Source organism: Pseudomonas cichorii (genome assembly GCF_018343775.1).
GTDB classification, from domain to species: Bacteria; Pseudomonadota; Gammaproteobacteria; order Pseudomonadales; family Pseudomonadaceae; genus Aquipseudomonas; species Aquipseudomonas cichorii.
This window is the reverse complement of record NZ_CP074349.1, coordinates 2,734,122-2,755,063: the sequence shown is the minus strand read 5'-3', so window position 1 is coordinate 2,755,063 and position 20,942 is coordinate 2,734,122. Positions and strand designations below refer to the sequence as shown.

The 20,942-nt window shown below is 59.9% G+C and carries 18 protein-coding genes; 7 read left to right on the top strand and 11 right to left on the bottom strand.

Annotated elements, in window-relative coordinates:
- Positions 1-45: 45 nt before the first annotated feature.
- From metC to KGD89_RS12100, 9 genes are read right to left on the bottom strand one after another with little or no spacing between them, the layout of a single operon-like run.
- The gene (gene metC, locus KGD89_RS12140; RefSeq protein WP_038399845.1) at positions 46-2,805 is read right to left on the bottom strand and encodes a cystathionine beta-lyase; all 2,760 of its coding nucleotides are present in this window, start codon (positions 2,803-2,805) and stop codon (positions 46-48) included.
- 42 nt (positions 2,806-2,847) lie between these two features.
- Positions 2,848-3,441 (bottom strand): cysteine dioxygenase family protein, encoded by a 594-nt coding sequence (locus KGD89_RS12135; protein WP_025260048.1) that lies wholly within the window; start codon positions 3,439-3,441, stop codon positions 2,848-2,850.
- A gap of 30 nt (positions 3,442-3,471) precedes the next feature.
- Complete coding sequence (locus KGD89_RS12130) at positions 3,472-4,308, bottom strand: amino acid ABC transporter ATP-binding protein (RefSeq protein WP_025260047.1); 837 nt, start codon at positions 4,306-4,308, stop codon at positions 3,472-3,474.
- Positions 4,295-5,083 carry an amino acid ABC transporter permease gene (locus KGD89_RS12125; protein ID WP_025260046.1) on the bottom strand — a complete coding sequence of 263 codons (789 nt, stop codon included), beginning with the start codon at positions 5,081-5,083 and terminating at the stop codon, positions 4,295-4,297. The genes KGD89_RS12130 and KGD89_RS12125 overlap by 14 nt, the downstream gene beginning before the upstream one ends.
- Complete coding sequence (locus KGD89_RS12120) at positions 5,073-5,807, bottom strand: amino acid ABC transporter permease (protein ID WP_025260045.1); 735 nt, start codon at positions 5,805-5,807, stop codon at positions 5,073-5,075. The genes KGD89_RS12125 and KGD89_RS12120 overlap by 11 nt, the downstream gene beginning before the upstream one ends.
- Entirely contained in the window at positions 5,804-7,021 is a 1,218-nt protein-coding gene (locus tag KGD89_RS12115) for an aminotransferase class I/II-fold pyridoxal phosphate-dependent enzyme (protein ID WP_025260044.1), read from the bottom strand. The genes KGD89_RS12120 and KGD89_RS12115 overlap by 4 nt, the downstream gene beginning before the upstream one ends.
- On the bottom strand, positions 7,018-8,439 hold the full coding sequence (locus tag KGD89_RS12110) for an FAD-binding oxidoreductase (RefSeq protein WP_025260043.1): 1,422 nt from the start codon (positions 8,437-8,439) through the stop codon (positions 7,018-7,020). Before KGD89_RS12110 ends, KGD89_RS12115 begins: the two co-directional genes overlap by 4 nt.
- Complete coding sequence (locus KGD89_RS12105) at positions 8,436-9,275, bottom strand: transporter substrate-binding domain-containing protein (protein WP_025260042.1); 840 nt, start codon at positions 9,273-9,275, stop codon at positions 8,436-8,438. Before KGD89_RS12105 ends, KGD89_RS12110 begins: the two co-directional genes overlap by 4 nt.
- A 57-nt stretch (positions 9,276-9,332) precedes the next feature.
- Positions 9,333-10,172: a transporter substrate-binding domain-containing protein gene (locus tag KGD89_RS12100; protein WP_025260041.1), complete on the bottom strand. Its 840-nt coding sequence runs from the start codon at positions 10,170-10,172 to the stop codon at positions 9,333-9,335.
- Between the two features lie 226 nt (positions 10,173-10,398).
- On the opposite strand from KGD89_RS12100, the gene KGD89_RS12095 reads away from it, so the two are divergent.
- The 5 genes from KGD89_RS12095 (at position 10,399) to KGD89_RS12075 (ending at position 14,678) form a co-directional block, all read left to right on the top strand.
- The gene (locus KGD89_RS12095; protein ID WP_025260040.1) at positions 10,399-11,292 is read left to right on the top strand and encodes a LysR substrate-binding domain-containing protein; all 894 of its coding nucleotides are present in this window, start codon (positions 10,399-10,401) and stop codon (positions 11,290-11,292) included.
- Positions 11,293-11,360: 68 nt separating this feature from the next.
- Positions 11,361-12,581 carry a putative DNA modification/repair radical SAM protein gene (locus KGD89_RS12090; RefSeq protein ID WP_025260039.1) on the top strand — a complete coding sequence of 407 codons (1,221 nt, stop codon included), beginning with the start codon at positions 11,361-11,363 and terminating at the stop codon, positions 12,579-12,581.
- Complete coding sequence (locus KGD89_RS12085; protein WP_025260038.1) at positions 12,578-13,411, top strand: TIGR03915 family putative DNA repair protein; 834 nt, start codon at positions 12,578-12,580, stop codon at positions 13,409-13,411. Before KGD89_RS12090 ends, KGD89_RS12085 begins: the two co-directional genes overlap by 4 nt.
- Before the next feature lie 131 nt (positions 13,412-13,542).
- Entirely contained in the window at positions 13,543-14,370 is an 828-nt protein-coding gene (locus KGD89_RS12080) for an NAD-dependent protein deacetylase (RefSeq protein WP_025260037.1), read from the top strand.
- Positions 14,371-14,417: 47 nt separating this feature from the next.
- Positions 14,418-14,678 (top strand): winged helix-turn-helix transcriptional regulator, encoded by a 261-nt coding sequence (locus KGD89_RS12075; protein ID WP_081741932.1) that lies wholly within the window; start codon positions 14,418-14,420, stop codon positions 14,676-14,678.
- A gap of 11 nt (positions 14,679-14,689) precedes the next feature.
- Here KGD89_RS12075 and KGD89_RS12070 read toward each other — a convergent pair whose 3' ends face one another.
- Positions 14,690-17,059, bottom strand: a complete 2,370-nt coding sequence (locus tag KGD89_RS12070) for a DNA polymerase II (RefSeq protein ID WP_025260036.1) — start codon at positions 17,057-17,059, stop codon at positions 14,690-14,692.
- Between the two features lie 193 nt (positions 17,060-17,252).
- On the opposite strand from KGD89_RS12070, the gene KGD89_RS12065 reads away from it, so the two are divergent.
- Together KGD89_RS12065 and KGD89_RS12060 are read left to right on the top strand one after the other, a co-directional pair.
- Positions 17,253-19,757, top strand: coding sequence for a TonB-dependent siderophore receptor (locus KGD89_RS12065; protein ID WP_025260035.1), 2,505 nt, complete (start codon positions 17,253-17,255; stop codon positions 19,755-19,757).
- Between the two features lie 127 nt (positions 19,758-19,884).
- Positions 19,885-20,325 carry a CBS domain-containing protein gene (locus tag KGD89_RS12060; RefSeq protein WP_025260034.1) on the top strand — a complete coding sequence of 147 codons (441 nt, stop codon included), beginning with the start codon at positions 19,885-19,887 and terminating at the stop codon, positions 20,323-20,325.
- A gap of 53 nt (positions 20,326-20,378) precedes the next feature.
- Here KGD89_RS12060 and KGD89_RS12055 read toward each other — a convergent pair whose 3' ends face one another.
- Positions 20,379-20,909 (bottom strand): DUF4174 domain-containing protein, encoded by a 531-nt coding sequence (locus KGD89_RS12055; protein WP_025260033.1) that lies wholly within the window; start codon positions 20,907-20,909, stop codon positions 20,379-20,381.
- Positions 20,910-20,942: the final 33 nt, after the last annotated feature.

Below are 20,942 nucleotides of genomic sequence, written 5' to 3'. Positions count from 1 at the left end.
CTGCAAGTTTTAAACTACACGCTTTTGACTTGAGGCTTGCAGCTTTCATCCTCGCCCAAACCCCCTCTGCAAATCCTCGATCAACGCTGCCACATCCTCCAGCCCGATATGCAAGCGCAACACCGGGTTGAGCAGTCGATCGGCTTCATTGTCGCGATCACTGACGTTGGCCACGGTGATCAGGCTTTCGTAGCCGCCCCATGAAGCACCGAGCCCGAACAGTTGCAACGCGCCGATAAAGCGCTCCAGCTGACCCGGGTCCGAGGACTCGAACTCGAAGGACAGCAAGCCGTTGCTGCCGGTGAAGTCGCGCTTCCACAGGGCGTGGCCGGGGTGGTCCGGCAAGGCTGGATGGAAAACACGGCGGACTTGCGGTTGTTCGTTCAGCCAGTACGCGACTTCAAGGGCCTGGCGCTCGTGGGTTTCCATGCGTGAAGCCAGGGTGCGGGCACCGCGCAGGACCAGATAGGCGTCATCGGGGCTGACCGCATTGCCGAAGGTGTCGCTCATCCTTCCCAGCGGCTGCCAGACGTCTTCACGGGTGCAGACGCTGCCCATCACCACATCGCTATGACCGCACAGGTACTTGGTCAGGGCCATGATGGAAATGTCCGCGCCCAGCTCCAGTGGCCGATAGAGGTAGGCCGAGCCCCAGGTGTTGTCCACCGCCAGCAGGATGTTTCGTGGTTTGCACAGCGCGGCAATGGCCGGCAAGTCGCAGAGTTCGTAGAGCAACGAACCCGGCACTTCGGTGTAGACCATGCGGGTATTGGCCTGCAGTTGCCCTTCCAGCCCCTGGCCGTCGGCCCTGAAATAGCTGACCTGAATGCCGAATGGCTCAAGGAAGTCACGGGCCACACGCCGCACCGGCGAATACACGGCATCGGTTATCAGGACATGATCGCCGGGGCGCAGATAGGCCAGGAAAGTCTGCGCCACTGCCGCAAGGCCGGTGCTGAACAATCGGGTGCGATAGCCGCCTTCCAGTTCAGTCACGAGGTCTTCCAGGGCAAATCCCGTTGGATTGCCCCTCGCCCCATAGCTCAACAGGCGCTCGGTATCGCGGCGCTTGCGGATATCGCGCATCTGCCCGAGGCTGTCGAACAGTACGGTGCTCATGCGCGAAACCGGTACATTCACCCCGCGCACGCCACTGCCCTTGGCCGTACGCGCGGCATGGATCAACCGGGTCTTGACCAAGGGGTTCTGTGACGGGCGCTCAGGCTTTTTTGCGGATAAGGGCTTGAGGCTGGCAATTTCCTGCTCGGTCATCTGCCCCAGCAGACCGATTTCCCAGGCCAGGTACTGGCGGGCAGCGTCCTTGTTGCCGGAATGCCGGTCATGAGTGAAGAACAGAAAATCGATGCACTGCTCGTCCGCCAGGCTGGCACTGTCTTCGCGCAACGGTAGCCCGGCGGTTTGCCAGGCCTTGATCCCGCCGTCCAGCAGACGCACCTGCTGACGCTGCGCCTGTGGCAACTCTTCTACCGCCAGTTGCGCCAGAGCCGGATCATCGGCAATCAGCACCAGAGGCCGGGACTCATCAGCAACGGCGGCAGCCAGCAGCGGACGAATCGACCAGCGTGAACCTTCAATATGGCCTTTGCGAAAACCTGTGCTCGGACGCAGATCGATAAGCGCTACCGTGCTGTCTTTCAAGGCGTCGGCGAGCAGTTGCACGCTGATGCCCGGCAGGCCCGGCTGAACATACTCGCCCGCGACAGGCAGCGACAAACCACTGTTCACGCCATCAGCCAGCACATAGGCATCATGTCCCAGTTGCCTCAGCCAACTGGCGACAATCGGGGCGCGAATGCCTTCGTCGTCCACCAGCACCAGCCGCGCCTGACGCACGCCGACATATAAATCCGTCGCCTGAATCAACTGGCCGCCCGGCGTATGTTGCGCACCCGCCAATGTGCCTGCCGCAAACTCCTCGGCGGTTCGTACATCGCACAGGAACAGGCTACGCCCGCTGTCTGCGGCCCAGCCGGTAACCTGTTTGGAGCTGACCGTCTGCACCCCTGCACGTTCGGCCAAAGCCTGGGCGGCATCCCGCTGCAGGGCCAGCGACTCGGGCGATACGGCATCCGGGTAGCGTCGGGTGCTGCCGTGCTCCAGTTGCAGATCGGCCAGATACCAACCCTGGGTTCCGTTTTCCAGGGCATAGACCGGGTTCTTCACGCCCAGGTCGATCAGCGTCTGCGCGCCGATGATGCTGCGGGTCCTCCCGGCGCAATTGACGATGATCGGCGTGTGTTCGTCGCGGACCAGTTCCGGCAGCCGATAACCCAGTTCGCCATTGGGGCAGCACACAGAACCGGGAATGGTCATCTTGCGGTATTCGTCGAATGGTCTGCCGTCCAGCACCATCAGCGACTCGCCCTGAGCCTGACGCTGCGCCAGTTCGGTGGCGCTGATATGCGGCGTATGGCGAGCCTCTTCCACCAGTTCGCCAAACGCCTTGGACGGCACATGCACACCCGCGAACAGTTGCAGACCTGCGGCCTGCCAGCCATCGGCGCCCCCTTCCAGAATATGCACCTGACGATAGCCGAGCGCTTCCAGTCGCAAGGCGGCACGCGAAGCGATATCGCCGCCATTCTGGTCATAGATCACCAGCCGCACGCCAGGGTTGGGTGCCAGGCGACGAATATCCAGCTCCAGTCGGCTATAGGGCAGCGTGACGCCATGGAACAGATGGGCTTCGCCGTACTGGCCATGTTCGCGCAGGTCGAACAGGGCAATTTCCTGCCCGTCGAACAGCCATTGTTGTAGTTGGGCCGCGGTGGTGGTCTGGCTCATGAGGTGGCTCATAAAAGTGAAAGGGGAAACCTGTGCTGGCTATCAATAAGCCTGAATCGACGGTGCCATCTGCGAGGCGTTGTAGTTCAGGACACGGCCTTCTTCATTGACACCGAAACGCCCGTTGAGCGATTCCAGCGGGCGGCCATACAGGTGAAAGTGCAAGGTCGGCTCTTCGCCCGTGACCTTGATGCCATGCAAGTCTTCGCCCAGGAAACCGATGGGGGTGCCTGGCTGGACAATGACTTCCTTTTCCAGCTCCAGACGAGCGAAGGCCGGGTCGCTGCCATCGTCGGTACGCGCCCAGACGTAGTTGATCTCCTGGCCCTGCACGGCAACGATCACCGCCCAGGTTTCATGGTTGTGCGGCAAGGTGCTTTTGCCCGGCAGCAGCGAGTTCATGTACAGGGTCGGGGTCTCGCCATCATCGTTCAGGCGATAGCGGAAAGCAGTCTCGCCCTGCCCCGGTACCGGCGCAGGAAACTCGGTAAAGTTGAACAGGTCATGGCGCTTGGCCAAGTCTTCCAGCAGCGCGATGATTTCCTTCAACGCCTCGCGGTCTACGCCGCGCTGGTTGATGACACGGATCTGCTGCAGAAAATTTTCAATCACTTGGGTTCGGTTTGCGTTGCTCATCAGGTAGCTCCCGGTGGGGTTCGATTTTAGTTATACGGACAGGCTGTAACGGCTGATATTGCTCAGTGCAAACGGGTCGGAGGACACCGGCGGACGACGTCCGGAATCACCCAGAGCGTGGCGCAGAAACTCGCGGGTTCGCTCACTGGTCGGACGCTGGAATATCTGCTCGGCGCTGCCGTGCTCGACGATCAGGCCGTTCTCGGTGAAATACACCACGTCGCTGATTTCTTCGGCGAAACGCATTTCGTGGGTCACCAGCACACAGGTCATGCCTTCTTCGGTCAGCTCGCGGATTACGGTCAGCACTTCACCGACAGTTTCCGGGTCCAGGGCCGAGGTCACTTCGTCGAACAGGATCAGTTCCGGGCGCATGGTCAAGGCCCGGGCAATCGCAACTCGCTGCTGCTGGCCACCGGACAATTGCCCAGGATAAGCATCGGCCTTGTGTTCCATACGCACCTTGGCGAGCAAGGCACGCGCCTGTTTCTCAGCTTCGGCGCGCTCGATCCCCAGCACCTTGCGCGGGGCGATTACCAGGTTTTCCAGCACCGACAGATGCGGAAACAGGTTGTACTGCTGGAACACAAAACCCACGCGTTTGCGCAGTTCGATACGCTCCGCTTCGCGGGTCAGGGCATGAACGTCGGTATTGCCCACGCGGATGGTGCCGCGCTGGGTCTGCAACAGCCCGGTGATGCAGCGCAGGATGGTTGACTTGCCCGAACCGGACGGGCCGATGATCGACACTGCCTGACCGCGCTGCACATCCAGATCGATGCCCTTGAGCACCAGGTTGCTGCCAAATGACAGGTGCAGGTCGCGCAGACTGACCAGAGGCTCGGCGCCAGAATCAATAGAAGGCATAACGTCGCTCCAGGCGTTGGGTCAGACGGGAAATCGGGTAGCAATAGGCAAAGAACAGCACCAGCAGGCTGCAATAAATGATCACGGTGAAACCGGTCTGATTGACGGTGTTGCTGGCAATCTGCGCGGTGTCGATCACGTCATGCACACCCACCAGCGAAGCCAGTGCCGTGCCCATGGTGATAACCGCGTAGAGGTTCATCCACGGCGGCAGCATGCGTTTGAAGCACTGCGGCAGGATGATCGAGGTGAATATCTGCCCACGGGTGAACGCCAGCGAACGTGCGGCTTCCCATTGGGTGCTGGGGATCGACGCCACGGCTCCCCTGAAGATTTCCGCGACATTGGCACTGGCCGGCAAAGCCAGGCCGATGGTGACCTTCACCCAGTCGGGAAACGAGATATAGGTGCTGCCGATCTTGATCTCGAACGGGAACACATAAGTGGTGAAATAGATCAGCACCAGCCAGGGCGCATTGCGAAAGATCTGTATCCAGATTCGCGCAGGCAGGCGCAGCAGCCTGAAAGGCGACATTCCCAGAGCGCCGACCAGCAGCCCGAACACCGTCCCCAGACCGATGGCAACCAGACTGATCAGGATGTTCTGGCCAAAACCCACTGCCAAAGCAGGCGACCACTGCATCAATGCCAGGAACACCGGGCTGTTCGGCGCACCGAAAATCAGCCAGGCAACCGCCAGAACAACCAGTGTCAGCGCCAGTAAATGGCGACGCGGCCACGCGACAGGCGTGGCAACCGATGAATCAATGGCCATAGCCGGGCATCCTCAGGCGTGATTCCAGGGCGCGCCCTGCACAGTTGACGATAAAGCTGAGCAAGCCGAAAAAGCTCAGGATCAGGATCATCAGTTCCAGCACGTTATCGCTCTGGGTCCAGATCATGATCGCCGCATAGGTGATGTCCCCCACCGCGATGGCCGAAGCCACGGCAGTCATCTTCACCAGATCGATCAGGTTATTGATCAGCGATGGCAAGGCAAAACGCACAGCCAGTGGCAACTGCACGTTCCACAGCAACTGGCGACTGTTGAAAGCCAGAGAGCTGGCGGCTTCCAGGGTCACGGAAGGAACCGCTTCGATACCGGCCCGCAAGGCTTCAGCATGGAAAGCCCCCTTGTGCAGAGAAATCACGATCACCACCCAGGCGAAAGGTGTCAGCGGATTGGCTGCACCGACGGCCTGGGTCAACAGCATGTTCAACACCAGAAAGGCGCAATACAGTTGCACCAGCGTCGGCGTATTGCGGGTGACTTCAATGAATACTCTGGCTGGCGAACGCAGCCATGGCTTGCCCGAAGTGAGCATGGCCGCCAGGGCGACACCCACCAGCAGGCTGCCAACGATGGTGAGCAGGCACAGCAGCAAGGTGGTCAACGCCCCGTCGACCATCGTGCCGCGCTGATAGGCATCCAGCAGAAAGGCGTAGTTCAGGCCAAATCCGGCCGTCCACTGTACGAACGACTCCAGCAAGTGACTCATGGCGCCTCCCCCACACTCAACTGCGCACAGGCACGGGCAATACGCTGCCCGGCTTCGATCACGGTTTCGGTGGCCGTGGCAATCGACAGGCGAAACCACGGCGACAAACCATAAGCACTGCCTGCGACACCGGCCACGCCGGACTCCAGCAGCCAGGCGACCACATCGGCATCGTTTTCCAGTTGCAGGCCGTCCGGGCGATAGCGACCCAGCAACCCGGCGCACCGCACGAAAACAAAGAAGCCGCCCTGGGGCACCAGCACTTCAAGGCCATCGACGGCACTCAGGGTTTCAACCAGCAAGTCCCGGCGCAGGTGGTAGGCCGCCACGTGTTGCGGCAGAAACTCCAGCCCGCCCTCAAACGCTGCCAATGCCGCAGCCTGCCCCACCGATGAAGCTCCGGAGGTCGACTGCGATTGCACCACGGTCATGGCCGTGGTGAGTTCATGCGGTCCGGCCCCGAAGCCGACCCGCCAGCCGGTCATGGCGTAAGTCTTGGACACGCCGCCCACCAGCAGGCAGCGCGGCTGCAAGTCCGGCGCGACATTGAGCAAGCTCTGGGCAGGTTGCCCGTCGAAACGAATGTGCTCGTACAACTCGTCCAGCAACACCAGCACGTGCGGATGACGACGCAGCACGTCAGCCAGCGCCAACAGCTCCGCCTCGCTATACACCGCGCCACTGGGGTTGCCCGGCCCGTTGAGGATCAGCCAGCGCGTTCGCTCACCGATATGGCGTTCCAGTTGCGTCGGGGTCAGCTTGCAGCCTTGCTCCAGGCCGCACTCGATAAACACCGGCTCACCGCCATTGAAACGCACACTGTCCGGGAATGACGGCCAGTACGGCACTGGCACCAGCACTTCGTCGCCGTCATTCAGGGTCGCGGCGAATGCATTGAAGATGATCTGCTTGGCACCGTTGGCTATCACGATGGAAGCCAATGGATAATCCAGAGCGTTTTCGCGCTGCAACTTGCCTTGCACCGCTTCGCGCAAGGCCCGCACACCGGGGGTCGGTGTGTATTTGGTGGCACCCGCGGCAATGGCCTTGAAGGCTGCCTGCTTGATGTGTTCAGGGGTGTCGAAATCCGGCTCGCCGGTGGTCAGGTCGAGAATATCCACCCCGGCATCGCGCAAGGCGGTAGCCCGGGATTTGGCGGCGGCGTTGGCCGAAAGCGAGACGCGCTGTACGCGTTTTGACAAGCCGATGCTCATGCTCGGGCCTCCAGTACCTTGCCCGGATTGAGCAGGTTGTTCGGGTCCAGTGCCTGCTTGATGCGGCGCATCAGATCCAGTTCCACAGGGCTTTTGTAACGGGACAGCATGTCCAGCTTGCGCTGGCCGATGCCGTGTTCGGCGCTGATCGAGCCGCCATGGGCATGGGCGCTGTCGTGCACCCGCTCGCTCAGTTCGGCGTAACGAGCCATGTGCGCCTCGACCGTGGAGCCCAGCGGATGCGCGACGTTGTAATGCAGGTTGCCATCACCCAGGTGACCAAACGTGAAGTTGCGTACACCGGGAAAGTGCTCTTGCAACAAGGCATCGGTCCGGGTCACGAACTCAACGACACGGGAAATCGGCACCGAGATATCGTGCTTCATATTGCGCCCGGCACGCCGCTGGGCATCGCTCATGTTCTCGCGCAACTGCCACAGCGCCTGGCTCTGGGCCAGGCTTTCGGCAATCAGGGCATCGCTGAGCAGATCGACTTCAAATGCATCGCCTAACACGGCTTCAAAACTCTGCCGCGCATGGCTTTCGCTGTGGTTATCGGACAGTTCCAGCAAGGCGAACCAAGGGTACGCAGCATGGCTGAAGGGTTGCGGCCCTTGTGGAAACTGTTCACGCAGCAAGGTCAGGCAGTCAGCCGAAAGCAGCTCGAAAGCGGTCAGGCTTGCTCCAAACCCGGCACGGGCGTGGGACAGGAAACGCACCGCCTGGGCCAGTGACTCAAACGCCAGAAATGCCGTGAGTTGCGCCTTGGGCAGTGGGAACAGTTTCAAGGTCGCTGCAGTGATAATGCCCAGCGTACCTTCGCTGCCGATGAACAGGTCCCGCAGGTCATAACCGGTATTGTCCTTGCGCAGACCGCGCAGCCCTTCCCAGATTTCACCCTGGGCCGTGACCACTTCAAGCCCCAGCGTCAGTTCGCGGGCATTGCCATAACGCAATACGGCGTTGCCACCGGCATTGGTGCCCAGGTTGCCGCCAATGGTGCAACTGCCTTGCGCGCCCAGGCTGAGCGGGAACAGGCGGTCAGCCTTGCGAGCGATGTCCTGCAGATGTTGCAGGATGCAGCCGGCTTCGACCGTCAGGGTGTCGTTATCGGTGTCGATCTCACGCACACGGTTCATGCGCTCCAGCAGCAACAACACGGCCTTGCCGCTGGCATCCGGCGTTGCAGCGCCCATCAGGCCCGTGTTGCCGCCCTGCACCACCACGGGTGCAGCATGGGCGACACACAAACGCACCACGGCGGCGACCTGTTCGGTGTCCGCAGGACGCACCGCCGCGACCACTTGCCCGACATAGCGTTCCTGCTTGTCAGTCAAGCGCTCACGGGCCTGTTCGCCAGTCTGCACATGACTGGCGCCCAACAGTTGCTGCAATGCCTGGAACAGTCCATCACTCATGGCGTGGCAGCCAGCGGCGCTGCATTGCGGTATTGCTCATGCAGATCATGCAAGGCCTGGGACGGCGCCATACCGGTGCGATGACCCAGTTCGATCAACCAGCCGCTGCGATGCCAGTCACGAACAATGGCGTCCAGACGGGCCTGAATGTCTTTCTCGCCCTTGCGCAGCCAGATCACCGATTTGGAGGGAATCAGGTCCGTGGCCAAGGGAATCTCGAAGCCGGACCATTCCGCATCGGCCAACAAGGTATGCATGGTCGGGCTGACATGCACCGCGGCCACACAACCATTGCCACGCAACGACAGCAGCGATTCGGACTGGCTGCGAAATGCCTTGATTTGCGCGCCATAGACTTCCTGCAACGGCTTGATGAAATTGCTGCCCTGGGACACGCACACCGGCTTGTCCTTGAGGTCTTCCCATTTGCTGATCCCCGCGCCCTTGCGGATCAGCGCCGCCCCGCCGACTTCCTCGTAAGGCGTGGGCACGTAATCGAGAATCTGCGCACGCTCTTCAGTCAGTTGCATGTTGGCGATCAACAGATCGACCTTGCCTTGCTGCAAGAACTGCACGCGGTTGGGGGCCAGCACCGAAACGGTTTCCAGCTCCACGTTCAGACGCTTGGCGATTTCCTTCGACAGCTCGACGTTATAGCCCAGATGCTCGCCGGTCTTGGGATCAATGGTGCCGAACGGAGGACCGCTGAGGATCACACCGATGCTGATCTTGTGGCGTTCCTGAATCTTGTCCAGGGTCGCGTCGGCACTGGCCAGCCCGGCGCACAGGACCAGCCCCAGCGCGGTCAGCGTCTTGGCTGTAAAAAATCTGCTCATGGGAGCCTTCCTTGAATGGCCGACGCTAGGCGCGTCGGCAGGGAAATGGGAGAACGATCAGGCACCCTTGGCCTTGAACTGCTCATGCAGCTCCACCAGTGCCGGGGAGGCTGGCGTGATGTTGTGGCGTTTTTCGACTTCGATCAGCCAGCCGGTGCGATGCCAGTCCTTGACGATGCTGTCCAGACGCGCCTGAGTGTCGGTTTCGCCCAGGCGAGTCCAGATCACCGAAGGTGCCGGGTTCAGTTCCGGGAGAATGGCGCGATAGCCCTTCCACTCCTCGTTGCTGGCCAGTAGCGGATTGATCAGCGTGGCGTCATGCACAGCCGCGACACAATTATTGCCGCGCAGCGCCAGCAAGGATTCGGCGGAGCTTTTGAACGCCTTGAGTTCGGCACCGAACCCGGTCAACGGTTTGATGTAGCTGCTGCCCTGAGACGTGCAGACAGGTTGGCCCTTGAGATCCTCCCAACGGGTGATCTTGCTGTCCTTGAGCACAACGGCTGTGCCACCGACCTTGTAAAAAGGTGTCGGTACCGAACCGAGAATCTGCCCGCGCTCCGGGGTCCACTCCATATTGGCGATCAACAGATCGACCTTGCCTTGTTGCAGGAATTGCACGCGATTGGCCGTCAATACCGACACCAGCTCCACCTCGACGCCCAGACGGCGTCCCAGGTCTTCAGCCAGATCCACGTTCGCGCCTTTAGGCTTCTGGGTCGCCGGATCGATGGAGCCAAAAGGCCCGCCGGACAACAACACGCCCACCACCAGACGATGACGCTCCTGGATCTTGTCCAGGGTGGCATCGGCCAGTGCCGAACCACTGACCGCAAGACCGGCAAACAGCCCCAGCATGGCCGGGAAGAAACGTGAAACGGATGAGCGAGTCGGCATGTAAATTCCCCAGGCAAATGATCGGAGTTCCCCGAACTGATGCCGGGACATTACGGATCGTTGCCTGTTAACGGAAATTCAAATATCAAATATGGTTATAACTTTCCATGCAGAGCCTGCTCAACCGCCAACAAAAACCCAGTATTCATTGAACAAAACTAAAAAGCGCAGAAAAAACACCACACCAAACATAAAATTACGTAATGTATTTGCCTGAACCCCTGATATGAATTCAGCACAAATCACCATGACCGCCCCATCAAGCCCGACCTCGACGCTCGATCTGGAACTGCTGCGCACCTTTGTCGCGGTGGTCGATCATCACAGCTTTGCCGAAGCCGGCCTGCAGCTGTCGCGCACCCAGTCTTCGGTCACTCAGCACATGCAGCGTCTGGAACAACAAGTGGGTGTCAGCCTGTTCCAGAAACAAGGTCGCCAGAAGCAACTGACCGAGCCAGGCCGGCAACTGCTGCGCCACGCACGGCAGATGCTGTCGCTCAATGACGATGCCCTGAACTCGTTGCGCGAGAGCAGCCTGAGCGGCGTGCTGCGCATCGGCTCGCCCCATGACATCGCCGACACCATCCTGCCGCCCTTGCTGAGCCATATCGCCCGCTCGGCTCCGCGTCTGCGCCTGGAAATCGATGTGGGCCGCAGCCCGTTCCTGATGGAAGACCTGCATCGCGGCAAGGTGGACATGGTGATTTCCACCCGCGAAGATCCGACCCTGGAAGGTTTTGCCTTGCGTACTTCGCCTGTGTGGTGGATCTGTTCCGCGCAATACATCCATGTACCGGACGAACCGCTGCCGCTGATTCTGGTGGATGAACCGAGTATCTACCGACGCTATGCCCTGCAAGCCCTGGAAGCGGCCAATATTCCATGGCGACAGGCGTACCTGGCGTCCAATCTGATCGGCATCAAGGCCGCCACTCGCGCAGGCCTTGGCGTGACGCCGCGCAGCATGGAAATGCTCGGGCCGGACATGCGCGTACTGGGTGAAAACGATGGCCTGCCGCGCCTGCCCGACGTGACCTATCACCTGTGGATCAGGCCCAATACCGTGAATCCGCTGGCTCGCAAGGCCTATGAATTGATACGGGCCAGTCAAGGGTTGTAGGCAAAATCCGAGCTTGTAGTAAGGCGCCCAACCGGATACTGTATATAAAAACAGTATTGGTATTTTTCATGCAGCTCATCGACAAGCTCAGCATTCTGGCAGACGCTGCCAAATACGATGCGTCGTGCGCCAGCAGTGGCGCGCCCAAGCGCAGCTCACAAGGCAAGACCGGGCTGGGCTCGACCACCGGCATGGGCATTTGTCACAGCTTCACGCCGGATGGCCGCTGTGTCTCGCTATTGAAAATCCTGCTGACCAACTTCTGCCTGTATGACTGCCAGTACTGCGTCAACCGTCGCTCAAGCGATGTGCCTCGCGCCCGCTTCAACCCGGAAGAAGTCGTTACCCTGACCCTGGATTTCTATCGACGCAACTGCGTCAGCGGGTTGTTCCTGAGTTCCGGCATCATCCGCTCCGCCGACTACACCATGGAGCAACTGATACAGGTCGCCCGCCTGCTGCGGGAAAAACACGAGTTTCGCGGCTACATCCATCTCAAGACCATCCCGGATGCCGACCCGGCGCTGATTGAACAGGCCGGTCGCTATGCCGATCGCCTGAGCGTGAATATCGAGCTGCCCACCGATGCCAGCCTGCAAACCCTGGCGCCGGAAAAGGACGTGAAGTCCATCAAGCAGGCCATGAAGACCATCCATACCGGCGAGCAGACCGTACTCAACGAACCCCGCGCCCCGCGTTTTGCGCCCGCCGGGCAAAGTACCCAGATGATCGTGGGTGCCGACGCTACCGATGACAGCACCATCCTGCACAGCGCCCAGTCGCTCTACAGCAACTTCAAGTTGCGCCGGGTCTATTACTCGGCGTTCAGCCCGATCCCCAACAGCCCGAACAGCGTACCCCTGGCCGCACCGCCCCTGCTGCGCGAGCATCGCCTGTATCAGGCGGATTTCCTGTTGCGCGGCTATGGCTTTACGGCCAACGAACTGCTGAGCGGACCGGGCGATCTGGCTCTGGACATCGACCCCAAGCTGGCCTGGGCCTTGAATAACCGGTCGGTTTTCCCGCTGGACCTGAACAATGCCGAACCGGCCTTGATCGCCCGCATCCCCGGCATCGGCATTCGTACCACCCAGCGGCTGGTCGAACTGCGCAGGCAACGGCGCATTCGCTACGAAGACCTGACTCGCCTGCGTTGCGTACTGGCCAAGGCCAAGCCGTTCATCATCACCAGCGATTACCATCCGTCCCAGGCCGAGAGCAGCAGCGAGCAATTGCATTATCAATTGCGTGACAGGCCACAACCTCAACAACTGGGGCTCTGGGGATGATCTGCCTGGATTGCGATGACCTGTTCGACACCTGGCGTCAGCAGGCCCGCTGGCTGTTGAGCCATGAAATAGATCCCAGCCGGGTGAGCTGGAAGGCTGTCGACGATGCCGACCTGTTCTCCAGCGACGAAGATGTACCGCAGGAACACGGGCCTTTTCAGGCGCGAGTGCCGCTGGAGTTGCTGAAACTGCTGCAAAGCGCCGCCTGCTATCGGGGCGATCAACGCTGGAGTCTGTTGTATGAAGTACTCTGGCGGGTCAGCCATGGCGACCGCACCGCCATGCTGGCAGGCGACAGACTGGGCAGTGAGTTGCATCGACGCCTCAAGACCATCGGCCGCGAAGCCCATCACCTGCATGCCTTCCTGCGTTTTGTGGCGCTTCCCGCCCCAAGTGAAACACCTGAACTGCTGCAACCTGAATACGTCGCGTGGCATGAACCGGCCCACGACATTCTGCAAAGCGCCAGCCAGCACTTCATCGGGCGCATGGGCCAGCATCGCTGGATGATCGCCACCCCACAGGACGGGGTTTATTACGATGGCACGCAACTGATCCACGAACGGCGCTGCCCCGAAGTGTGGCAAAAAATGGCCCGTCAGGCAGAAGATCCCCATGGCAACCTGTGGCTGACCTATTACAGCCATATCTTCAACCCTGCACGCCTGAACCCCAAAGTCATGCAAGGCCATATGCCTTCCCGCTTCTGGAAAACCCTGCCCGAAGGCCCCCTGATCCCCGCCCTCATCACCCAGGCCAGAACCGGCAAACAAAAGGATGGCCAGGCCAGTGATATTGGAACAAGACCCGGTAAAAGGATTGGCCGGTAGGCGAATCCATTCGCGAGACGGTATTCCAGACGATACATTTTCTTGGGATGTACCGGCACCTCGCGAATGACTTCGCCCCCACGCGATCGGTGTTAATGTCTCGACCTGGACCCTCCGTTAGAGGTGCGACGATGCTGGACAACCAAATCCACGATCTGCTTCAGGCCCTGACCGACAAACCGCTCCTTGTCCTGACCGGCGCGGGCATCAGCACCGCGTCGGGCATTCCCGACTATCGCGACAAGGACGGTGTGCGGCGTGGCAAGCAGCCGATGATGTATCAGGAATTCCTCAAGGCACCCAGCGCACGCCAGCGTTACTGGGCGCGAGCGATGCTCGGCTGGCCGCGTATCCGCCAGGCCGAACCCAATACCGCGCACCGGGCATTGGCCAGTTTGCAGGCGGGTGGGCATATCAGCGGGCTTATCACCCAGAATGTCGACGCGCTCCATGATCAGGCGGGCAGCCATGACGTGATCGAGCTGCATGGCAGCCTGCATCGCGTGTACTGCCTGGACTGCCATCAGCGCAGCGACCGGGCTGCAATCCAGGACATCATGGTTGCGCAGAACCCTTATCTCTCGGGGGTCGACGCCATACAGGCGCCTGATGGCGACACCCTGCTGGACTCGTCTTTCGAGACAGACTTTCAAGTACCCCATTGCCCACATTGCGATGGCCAGCGACTGAAACCGGACGTGGTGTTCTTTGGTGAAAACGTTGCAACCGACACCGCCGCCAAAGCCACCCAAAGTGTCGAACAGGCAGAAGGGCTGCTGGTGGTCGGCACTTCATTGATGGCCTGGTCGGCCTTTCGCTTGTGCAAGGCGATGGTCGAGAAAGGCAAGCCCGTCATAGCCATCAATCAGGGCAAGACCCGTGCAGACGATTTGCTGGACATGAAGATCGAGGCTTCGTGCGAACAGGTGTTGCCGATGCTGGTGGAGCGTTTGCTTTAGTTGTGATCAGCGGGCCGTGCGCAACAACGACATAACGTCTTGCGACCCTGACGGACGAGAAACTGCTGGAGAAACGCCTGTATTCGGAACGTCCGCCACGGGAAGAATATGTCTTGACCGAGGCTGGGCGTGACTACTTGCCGGTGCTGTTCATGATCGGAGCCTGGGGCAAGAAGCATCGCGGCGAAGGCAATCTGACGCGCTTTCTGGATGCCGAGACGGGCATCGATATCAAGCCCATTGCAATTGATACGGTGAACGGTTCAGAAATCGGAACCCGTGCAATCCGCATTGAAATCCCGGAATGAGCCAGCCGTGATCAGAAGTCAAAGCTGAGCTGATCCAGGCTCTGCAAGTCAATGGTGTGCGACAGCACAAACGGCAGGATGGCATCAGCCAAGGGTTGTAGCTGTCTGGTGATGTAGTGGTCGTAGTCGATGGGCGCGGTGCGAATCTCCAGAGGCTCAGGCCCGGCAATGGTTATCACATAACTGATCCAGCCTCCGCTCTGGTACTGACGCGGTCGCCCCTGGCTGTCGTTGTACTCATCGGCAAGGCGCGCCGCGCGCACATGGGGCGGTACGTTGCGCTGGTAGTCGTCCAGCTTGCGCCGCAGCCGCTTGCGATAGATCAGCAAGTCATCGAGTTCGCCTGCCAGGGTACGCCGCACATACTCGCGCACATAATCCTGATAAGGCTGGCGCTTGAAGATCCGCAGGTACAGTTCCTGCTGGAATTGCTGCGCCAGCGGTGACCAGTCGGTACGTACGGTTTCCAGCCCCTTGTAGACCATTTCCTCGCTGCCGTCGGCGCGGGTTACCAGGCCGGCGTAACGCTTCTTGCTGCCCTCCTCTGCGCCCCGGATGGTCGGCATCAGAAAGCGGCGGAAATGCGTTTCAAACTGCAGCTCAAGTGCACTGTGCAATCCGTACTCGTTGTGCAGATGCTCGCGCCACCACTGGTTGACGTGCTGGACCAGCGAGCGACCGATATCCGTCGCCTCTTCCTGCCCATGGGCGCGTCCTAGCCAGACAAAGGTCGAATCGGTGTCGCCGTAGATCACCGTGTAGCCCTGAGCCTGGATCAGTTCACGGGTCTTGAGCATGATTTCGTGGCCACGCATGGTGATCGACGACGCCAGGCGCGGGTCGAAAAAGCGGCAACCACTCGACCCCAGCACGCCATAGAAGGCATTCATGATGATCTTCAACGCCTGGGACAGCGGCGCATTGTGTTCACGCTTGGCGGTTTCCCGGCCACGCCAGACCCGCTCGACGATGGAAGGCAGGCTATGCCGGGTGCGGGAAAAGCGTGCGCCACGAAAGCCCGGCACGGAATATTCGTCATCCGGCTGGCGCATGCCTTCGATCAAACCAACAGGATCGATCAGGAATGAGCGGATAATCGACGGGTACAGACTCTTGTAGTCCAGCACCAGCACGGACTCATACAGGCCGGGCTGGGAGTCCATGACAAAGCCGCCGGGGCTGGCTTCCGGCAGGCGCTCGCCGAGATTGGGCGCGACAAAGCCCTGACGATGCATCAGCGGAATATACAGATGACAGAAAGCGGCAACCGAACCTCCGCTGCGATCGGCAGGCAGCCCCGTGACCGTTGCACGCTCCAGCAGGAAAGTCAGTAATTCGGTTTTGGCAAAGATCCGCGTGACCAGTTCGCAGTCCTTGATGTTGTAGCGGGCCAGCGCCGGCTTGTCCTCGGCGAACATGCGGTTGATTTCGTCCATGCGCTGATAGGGCGTATCAATGGCCTTGCCTTCGCCCAGCAGAGTCTGCGACACGTTTTCAAGGCTGAACGAAGGGAAACTCCACGTTGCCGAACGCAAGGCTTCGATACCGTCGATAACCAGACGCCCGCTGATATCGGCAAAGTAATGGTTGTCACGGTTGCCATGCTCGCGCCAGCCCATGGGCTGGTTATCGCGCCCCAATATCAAAGGGACCTGCAAGCGCTTGGCATGCTCATGCAGAACCCGCAGGTCGAACTGCACCACATTCCAGCCGATGATTGCATCCGGGTCATGCAGGGCCAGCCACTGGTTCAGTCTTTCCAGCAACTGCGCACGGGTGTCGCAATATTCGAGCTGGAAATCCAGTGTTTCATTGCCGCCGTTGGCAGGTCCCAGCATGTAGACCTGACGCTGCCCGCAGCCTTCCAGGGCAATCGAATACAACTCGCCACGGGAGGTGGTTTCGATATCCAGCGAAACCAGTTTCAGTTGTGGCCGATAATCGGGGTCAGGCTTGATCTGGGCATTGCACAGCACACCCTGCGCATCGGGCGTACCGCCGAACAGCACCGGTGCGGTAATGAAACGCTCCATCAGATAGCGTTCAGGGGGGCGGATATCGGCTTCGTAGACATCCACATTGCCCTTGCGCAACAGTTTCTCGATGTTCATCAACTGCCGATGCTGTTGGCAATAGACACCCAGCACCGGGCGGTGACGAAAATCACAGAGCGCCAGCGGACGCAGCTCTAAACCACGCTCACCGCGCAGCAATTCCCTTGCTCGCTCGCCCTGCTCGGCGGGCACAAAAGCGACGGAAGGCTGGCAAGGCAGGCGGATATGTCTGGGGCCATGATCGGTGGCTAACCAGAAGTCGACTTCAGTCCCGGCTGGCGTATCACGCCAGTGTCGGCTCAGGATAAAGCCCTGCTGTAAATCCAACGCGCTGACCTCAAGAAAGTGTTTCAGGTGCTGATTCTACCCTTCGAGCCCCCGGCATGAGCGAATTCATTCCTTCAGGCTTTGAATCAGTACGCTTCACAAAACAGAATAAAAATATTTCCCATCTGCTGTCTGTTTTTTCCCGGTGTGCGTCAGGGCTAAGGAAACCCTCCATTTGCACCAAGGATCTTTCATGTCTCGCCCTGCCAGTTCGCTGCATCCCTTGGCACTTGCCATTTTCATGGCCTGCGCTGCGGTGCCTCTGCAAGCCGCCGAATCATCCGTGCCTGAGCAACAGGCCAGCGTTGTCAGCCCTTTCTCGATCCCGGCCGGGGAGTTGAGTGAAGCGCTCAATACGCTTGCGGAGCAAGCGCAACTGGTACTGGCATTCGACCCGGCACTGACCCGAGGCAAACGCAGCAACGGGCTACAGGGTCAATTCAGTACCCAGGAGGCCATCAGCCGGTTGCTCAGCGGTACTGGCTTGCAAGCCCTGGCGTTATCGGCCAATCGTTATCGCATCGAGCCAGCGCCCGAACCAACGGAAGGAACAATGGAGCTGCAAGCCACCAGCATCATCGGCGCGACCCAGGCCGAGAGCGCCAGTGGTCCGGTGTCGGGTTATGTCGCAACCCGTGGACGTACCGGAACCAAGACCGACACCGCTCTGATCGAAACGCCACAGTCGATTTCAGTGGTCACCAAGGACCAGATGAAAGCCCAGGGCGCATCGAGCCTCAATCAGATCCTGCGCTACAGCGCGGCGGTGGTACCGGAAACCCGTGGTTCTACAGCCTCGCGACTCGACCAGATGAGTATTCGCGGTTTCTCCCCGGCGACCTATCTGGACGGCCTGCGCATGCCGGGCAACCGGGATGCGTCACCGCAGAAGGATGCCTTCGATCTGGAACGTGTCGAAGTGCTGCGCGGCCCCTCTTCCGTGCTGTACGGCCAGGCCAGCCCCAGCGGCGTGGTGAACATGGTCAGCAAGTTGCCGACCGAGACGCCTTTTCGCGAAATCGGGCTCACGTACGGCAACTTCAACAAGAAGCGCACGACCTTCGACTTTGGCGGGCCGATTGACGATCAGGGTGTCTACTCCTATCGCGTGTCCGGGCTGTATGACGATGCGGACGGCCAGATCAAACACACCGAAACCCGTCGCCAGTCCATTGCGACAGCGTTCACCTGGCGCCCGAATGAAGACACTTCGCTGACTTTTCTGGCGAATTATCAAAGCGATCCCAAAGGCGCGTCCTATGGGTCGATCCCGGCTTACGGCTCATTGCTGAACAGCCCGACCGGACGCGATATCGATGTGGACTTCTACGACGGCGAGAAGGATTTCGAGAAAAGCGACCGTGAATATCACGCTGTCGGTTACCTGTTCGAGCATCACTTGAACGATGTCTGGACCTTTCGCCAGAACACCCGCTACCTGCGCAGCGAAGGTATCTATCAGAGCATCTACAACGGCACCGATGCCTTGCAGCCCGATTACCGCACCATGGGCCGCTACACCATCGGCAGCGATGTAAATATGGACTCCTACACCCTCGATAATCAGTTGCAGGCCAAATTCGACACAGGCCCTGTGCAGCACACAGTACTGTTTGGTGCCGATTATCAGAACATCAGCACCGACACCGAATCCGGGAATGGCAATGGCCCGTCCCTGGATCTGTTCGATCCGGTCTATGGCCGCCCGGTAGCGCCCATCACCTACACCACTGACGCGACCGCTCGCAGTCAGCAGAAAGGCCTGTACCTGCAAGAGCAGTTGAAGTGGGACAAATGGGTCTTGCTGATGGGGGGCCGTTACGACTGGGCTGACAGCACTAACAGCTCTAAGCGAATCGCGACCGGCGTGAAAACCAAAAGCTCGGTGGAAAGTGAAGCCTTCACCGGACGCCTGGGCCTGGTCTATCTGTTCGATAACGGGCTGGCACCTTACATCAGCTATTCCGAATCCTTCGAGCCGCAATCGGGTACGGGCCTGGGCAACAAGCCTTTCGAGCCGACCGAGGGCAAGCAGTACGAACTGGGCATCAAATACCAGCCACCGGGTAGCAACAGTTTCATCAGCGCCGCCATCTTCGATTTGCGACGCACCAATGTGCTGACCCCGGACCCGATCGCGACGAATATCTGCAATGGTGCCCGCTGCCAGGTCCAGACCGGCGAAGTCCAGTCACGCGGCTTCGAGCTTGAAGGCAAGGCCAGCCTGAGCGACAACCTGGATATCACGGCGGCTTATGCCTATCTGGACAACCAGATCAGCAAGTCAAACAGCACCGTGCGGGTCCAGCCGGGCATCGTCGGCCAGGCCAATGGCCCGGCGCTGCCGGCTGAAGGCACAACCCCGCCAGCCATTCCCCGCCACACTGCCTCGGCCTGGGTCGATTACACCTTTCGCGAAGGCAAGCTGGACGGCTTTGGTGTCGGCGCGGGTGCGCGCTATATCGGCTCGACCTGGGGTGATGAAGCCAACAGCCTGAAAGTACCGGGCTACACCCTGTTCGACGCCGCGGCGCACTATGACATTCCAAACCTCTACAACCCGATGGACAACCTGCGCCTGGCGTTGAATGTCTCCAACCTGGCCAACAAGGAATACGTCGCGTCCTGCTATTACTATTCATGGTGCTGGTACGGCGCACAACGCACCGTGCAGGCCAGTGCGACCTATCGCTGGTAAATCATGCAATCGGGGGCTTGGCATCCCCCTTTCATAAACACTTGCCTGAACTCTCCGATCCCGTGATTCTGTAGTGCCCTCAGCAGAGGGCTACAATCATTCAGGTCCTCACCCACGGAGAGCCCCCATGAAAACCGTTGCCCAATTGCTGAAGCTCAAATCCGAACACAACCAGCAAGTGCATACCATCGGTCCCGATCAGATGGTGCTCGATGCACTCAGGCTGATGGCCGACAAGAATATCGGGGCATTGCCGGTCGTTGCAGGCGGTGTGGTTGTCGGGGTGGTCAGCGAGCGTGACTACGCACGCAAGATGATTCTCAAGGGACGCTCGTCTGTCGGCACGCCGGTCAGCGCCATCATGAGCAGCAAGGTCATCACGGTCGATTCACAGCAGAGCGTGGAAACCTGCATGGGCATCATGACCGACAATCATCTTCGTCATCTGCCGGTCGTGGAACACGGGCAGTTGCTGGGGCTGTTGTCCATCGGTGACCTCGTCAAGGAAGCCATCGCGGAACAGTCCAGCCTTATCCAGCAGCTTGAGCAGTACATTCGCGGCGATTGAGTTTCAGCACAAACAAGGGGGAGCTGGCAACACAGCTCCACCCTGCTCTCTCATCAATCGTCCAGCGTCTTGCCTTGGGTCGCCTTGCCGGGTTTCGCAGCCTTTTCGGCAGGGGCCGGTTTGGCTTCCGGTTCGGGTGGCGGCACGGCAGCTTCTTTTTCGCGCATCGGCATCTGATCGATGGTGGCGAAGATTTCCTTGGGATCGATTGCGCCGGATTTCTCGATCTTCTTCTCGCCATCCTTGCCCACAAGAATGACCTTGGTCTGCACACCCGCACCCAGCTTGAGTTCGCGTATCAAGGCCATGGTGGACTGGGCATCCATGGTCTTGCCGTTACGTTCACCGATGGTGTTGACCACGGTATACAAGACCATGTTGCGCTGGGCGAATGCCTCGCGATTGGCGGGTTCATCAAGGGCCTTTTTCAGGCTGATCAGGGTGGGGTCGACCGTGCTGGGAGCAATGATGATCAACGGACGTGTCTTGCCGCGCTCCTGCGCCAGCGGTGCATCGCCGTCAGCCGCAAAGGACGGGCCGGCAGCGATCAGCAAGGTGGCGAGGGTCAGGGACCGGATAAGCATGATGGGCTCCTTTCAAATCCATGGGGGTAAGCA

Excerpts from the sequence above, each read along its gene's own strand:
- metC (WP_038399845.1), bottom strand. The coding sequence starts at position 2,805 with ATGAGCCAGACCACCACCGCGGCCCAACTACAACAATGGCTGTTCGAC.
- KGD89_RS12135 (WP_025260048.1), bottom strand. The coding sequence starts at position 3,441 with ATGAGCAACGCAAACCGAACCCAAGTGATTGAAAATTTTCTGCAGCAG.
- KGD89_RS12130 (WP_025260047.1), bottom strand. The coding sequence starts at position 4,308 with ATGCCTTCTATTGATTCTGGCGCCGAGCCTCTGGTCAGTCTGCGCGAC.
- KGD89_RS12125 (WP_025260046.1), bottom strand. The coding sequence starts at position 5,083 with ATGGCCATTGATTCATCGGTTGCCACGCCTGTCGCGTGGCCGCGTCGC.
- KGD89_RS12120 (WP_025260045.1), bottom strand. The coding sequence starts at position 5,807 with ATGAGTCACTTGCTGGAGTCGTTCGTACAGTGGACGGCCGGATTTGGC.
- KGD89_RS12115 (WP_025260044.1), bottom strand. The coding sequence starts at position 7,021 with ATGAGCATCGGCTTGTCAAAACGCGTACAGCGCGTCTCGCTTTCGGCC.
- KGD89_RS12110 (WP_025260043.1), bottom strand. The coding sequence starts at position 8,439 with ATGAGTGATGGACTGTTCCAGGCATTGCAGCAACTGTTGGGCGCCAGT.
- KGD89_RS12105 (WP_025260042.1), bottom strand. The coding sequence starts at position 9,275 with ATGAGCAGATTTTTTACAGCCAAGACGCTGACCGCGCTGGGGCTGGTC.
- KGD89_RS12100 (WP_025260041.1), bottom strand. The coding sequence starts at position 10,172 with ATGCCGACTCGCTCATCCGTTTCACGTTTCTTCCCGGCCATGCTGGGG.
- KGD89_RS12095 (WP_025260040.1), top strand. The coding sequence starts at position 10,399 with ATGAATTCAGCACAAATCACCATGACCGCCCCATCAAGCCCGACCTCG.
- KGD89_RS12090 (WP_025260039.1), top strand. The coding sequence starts at position 11,361 with ATGCAGCTCATCGACAAGCTCAGCATTCTGGCAGACGCTGCCAAATAC.
- KGD89_RS12085 (WP_025260038.1), top strand. The coding sequence starts at position 12,578 with ATGATCTGCCTGGATTGCGATGACCTGTTCGACACCTGGCGTCAGCAG.
- KGD89_RS12080 (WP_025260037.1), top strand. The coding sequence starts at position 13,543 with ATGCTGGACAACCAAATCCACGATCTGCTTCAGGCCCTGACCGACAAA.
- KGD89_RS12065 (WP_025260035.1), top strand. The coding sequence starts at position 17,253 with ATGTCTCGCCCTGCCAGTTCGCTGCATCCCTTGGCACTTGCCATTTTC.
- KGD89_RS12060 (WP_025260034.1), top strand. The coding sequence starts at position 19,885 with ATGAAAACCGTTGCCCAATTGCTGAAGCTCAAATCCGAACACAACCAG.
- KGD89_RS12055 (WP_025260033.1), bottom strand. The coding sequence starts at position 20,909 with ATGCTTATCCGGTCCCTGACCCTCGCCACCTTGCTGATCGCTGCCGGC.